Annotated in this window: 2 protein-coding genes and 1 pseudogene; all 3 read right to left on the bottom strand. The window is 44.0% G+C overall.

Going from position 1 to position 3,737, the window contains the following annotated elements; genetic code table 11:
* Positions 1-239: pseudogene (locus AAC147_RS05540) on the bottom strand (dipeptide ABC transporter permease DppC); the annotation flags it as partial.
* Positions 240-249: 10 nt separating this feature from the next.
* Complete coding sequence (gene dppB / locus AAC147_RS05535) at positions 250-1,269, bottom strand: dipeptide ABC transporter permease DppB (protein WP_047685842.1); 1,020 nt, start codon at positions 1,267-1,269, stop codon at positions 250-252.
* A gap of 159 nt (positions 1,270-1,428) precedes the next feature.
* Positions 1,429-3,039 (bottom strand): dipeptide ABC transporter periplasmic-binding protein DppA, encoded by a 1,611-nt coding sequence (gene dppA / locus AAC147_RS05530; RefSeq protein WP_047685839.1) that lies wholly within the window; start codon positions 3,037-3,039, stop codon positions 1,429-1,431.
* Positions 3,040-3,737: the final 698 nt, after the last annotated feature.

Here is a 3,737-nt window from a genome sequence, read left to right as displayed (position 1 = left end):
CCCCCTTCCTGCCATACCGGCGGGTTCAACAGGGAATCACGGAACTGTTCCGCCGGTCCATGTGGTGCCAATACCCCTGCAAGCAACGCGATCAACAGCATCAAAACAATATAGACCAGACCAATGACGGCACCTTTGTTACGTTTAAAGTAATGCCAGAACTCCTGCATCGGCGTCATCAGCTTAGGTGCACTTGATGTTATTTGCTCAGTTGCTTGTGGCTCTGTTAGTTGAGTCATCATGCGCTCCTTATCTCTTGTGCCGAATACGTGGATTGACAATGCCATACAGCAGATCAACCACAAAATTGACCAGAATGATCATTGTTGCCACCAGCAATACGCCACCTTGCACCACTGGATAATCACGGCGCTGGAGAGCGTCGATCAACCAACGCCCTAATCCCGGCCATGAAAAAATGGTTTCAGTCAGAATAGCGCCCGCCAACATAATACCCACTTGCAGGCCAATCACGGTGACCACAGGCAGCAACGCATTACGCAATGCATGGACAATAATGACACGCATACGACTCAGGCCTTTTGCCCGTGCAGTACGGATATAGTCTTCACCCAATATTTCCAGCATGGAAGAACGAGTCATACGTACAATCACGGCTAATGGGATCGTACCCAATACAACAGCAGGCAGGATCATGTGCATCACAGCATCAATGAAGTCACCATCTTCCCCCCAAATCAGGGTATCAATCAGCATAAAGCCGGTCAGGGGATAGCTATCATCAAGAAATACACTGTCGCTTATTCGGCCGGAAACCGGGGTCAGGTTCCAGTGAACGGAAACCAGCATGATGAGCATAATGCCCCACCAGAAAATAGGCATTGAATAACCCGTCAGTGATAGGCCTACAGCGGTATGATCAAAGACAGAACCACGCTTGACCGCTGCCAGCACGCCAACAGGAATACCGACAGAGATGGCAAATAACATGGCACAGATGCCTAATTCCAATGTTGCTTTAAATCGGGGAACAAATTCATCCCACACCGGAATACGGCTTTTCAGGGAGATGCCTAAATCACCATGCAGTATGCCATTGACATAATGAAGATATTGCTCCCAAAGAGGTTTATCTAACCCCATTGCTGCCATCAGTTCAGCATGGCGCTCGGCAGAGACACCTCTTTCTCCCGCCATAATCAGTACCGGATCACCGGGGATCATATGCACAAAGGCGAAAGTCAGCAGGGTAATACCAATAAACGTCGGGATCACCAGCCCCAGACGCCGGAGGATAAATTGCAGCATATCCTGAATTCTCTTTTTAGTTATCAGTTACAGCTCTCAGGCTGTTTGTGTCATACACAGACCTGCTTGCCCACCAGAGAAACGCAACCATCCCCCCGGAAATATTCGGGGGGATGGTCAATCACAACAAATTTCAATCAAAACAAATCAAGAACAGGATTATTCGAGATCTACATTGTAAAAGAGGTGCCTGCCGAGTGGATCGACCTCATAACCCTTCACTTCTTTACGAATAGGTTCGTAAACCGTAGAGTGGGCAATAATCAATGCAGGGACTTGCTCATGCATTACTACCTGAGCCTGCTTATAAAGCTCTGTGCGTTTGACAATATCAGCCGTTGTACGTGCTGGCTGAATAATGTCCTCAAACTGTTGGTCGCACCATTTTGAATAATTGGAACCTCGTTCTTTGGCTGCGCAACTAAACAGAGTTCCAAAGAAGTTATCAGGATCACCGTTATCCCCCGTCCATCCCATCATGACGTTTTGAGGTTCGCCATCTTTGGCTCGTTTCAGGTATTCGCCCCATTCATAACTGACAATCTTGGCTTTTACACCAATTTTAGCCCAGTCAGCCTGAATCATTTCCGCCATACGGCGGGCATTCGGGTTATAAGGACGCTGTACCGGCATTGCCCAAAGATCAGTTTCAAAACCATTCGGGAAACCCGCTTCTTTCAGCAGTTCTTTAGCCTTCACCGGATCATAGGAGTAATCTTTGATGTCATCGTTATAGCCCCACATCGTAGGAGGGATCAGGTTTTTCGCTTTCTGACCGGCGCCTTGATACACAGCCGCGATGATGGCATCTTTGTTCACCGCCATCGTCAACGCTTGACGAACTTTGAGGTTGTCCATTGGCTTCTTGGAGACGTTATAAGAGAGATAACCCACATTCAGCCCTGCTTGTTCTTTCAGTACAATATCCTTATTCTGCTTCATACTCGCAATATCAGCCGGGTTCGGGTATGGCATGACCTGACATTCATTTTTCTGCAATTTTGCATAACGTACAGAAGCATCAGGGGTAATGGAGAAGACCAACCGATCAATTTTCGCCGGCCCTTGCCAATAATCTTTGAACGCTTTATAGAGAATGCGGGAGTCTTTCTGGTATTGCACTAACTGGAACGGCCCTGTACCCACCGGATTCAGATCCACTTTTTCCGGCGTACCAGCCTTCATCATGGCATCAGCATATTCTTTGGAGAGGATTGAGGCAAAATCCATAGCTATATTAGCCAGAAAAGGCGCTTCAGGACGAGACAGCACAAAGCGGACAGTATAGTCATCCACTTTCTCTATTTTGCTGATGATATTCCCCATATCCATGCCGATAAAGTATTCATAGCTGCCACCGGATACTTTATGGTACGGGTGATTTTTATCCTTTTGGCGCATAAAGGTAAAGATAACGTCATCGGCGTTGAAATCACGTGTGGATTTGAAATTTTTACTGCTCTGCCATTTTACGCCCTTGCGCAAATAGAATGTGTAGGTTTTGCCATCGTCACTGATTTCCCACCGTTCAGACAAACTTGGAATAATCTCTGTTGTACCTGATTTGAAGTCCACCAGACGATTATAAATTTGTCTGGCAGTTGCATCAAAAGTTGTACCAGAAGTGAATAACTGCGGGTTAAAGCCTTCAGGTGAACCTTCAGAGCAATAAACCAGTGTTTTTGCCTGCACACTGGCTGCTACAGCCAATGAAACAAGACCAATACCCAATTTCAATAAACCGGGCTTTTTCTTTTTGGAGATAATCATTACTTAAACTCCGTTTGTGATGTTTATTGTGCCTTAGCCAAGTCCAGAGTTTCCTGCCTGAATATCACTGCCCCGGCTTGTGTTATTTTTGTCGCTTATCAATTAATCAATTGTTATTCCTGACGTCAATATAATCACCATGCCACATGCAACAACAAAAAAACATAAAAGAAAAAAAACGCTAACAACTCTGGTTAAAAAACATGACACCAGACACAGATATAGATAAAAAAACTGGAAATATCCCTTATTGAAAGAATTAATTTCTATAAATTATAATTTTAAATTTGTGACCGGATACTTAAATAATGAACAGAAAAAATTATCAGAAGGGTGACGTGGAACAAGGTGCCGAATCGAATCAAGAGAAATAAATGTTTTAAATTTATTCAATTCAGATGAAATTAATAACATCATCAATTAAATTAGTCATTTAATATGAAAATTCTATTTATGAAAACGATGGAATTTCATGGTGCTATTTTGCCCAAATTGGGCATAGTTCATACTGGGTGGCTAAGTAAATTAGTGGCTAAGTAAAAGTAAAAAGGCATGACTATTCAAGTAAATATGCACGAGGCAAAAATACATTTGAGCCTGTTTAAAAGTAAGAATGCGGTTTATTTTTCATTTGTTACATATGAAAAAACCCCGCTCTTTGAGCGGGGTTTCAGAATGCTGGTCGGCGAGAGAGGATT

Origin of the sequence: Xenorhabdus sp. NBAII XenSa04 (genome assembly GCF_963866145.1) — a bacterium.
Lineage (GTDB): Bacteria > Pseudomonadota > Gammaproteobacteria > Enterobacterales > Enterobacteriaceae > Xenorhabdus > Xenorhabdus indica.
This window is presented reverse-complemented; position numbering and strand designations above follow the sequence as displayed.

Excerpts from the sequence above, each read along its gene's own strand:
- dppB (WP_047685842.1), bottom strand. The coding sequence starts at position 1,269 with ATGCTGCAATTTATCCTCCGGCGTCTGGGGCTGGTGATCCCGACGTTT.
- dppA (WP_047685839.1), bottom strand. The coding sequence starts at position 3,039 with ATGATTATCTCCAAAAAGAAAAAGCCCGGTTTATTGAAATTGGGTATT.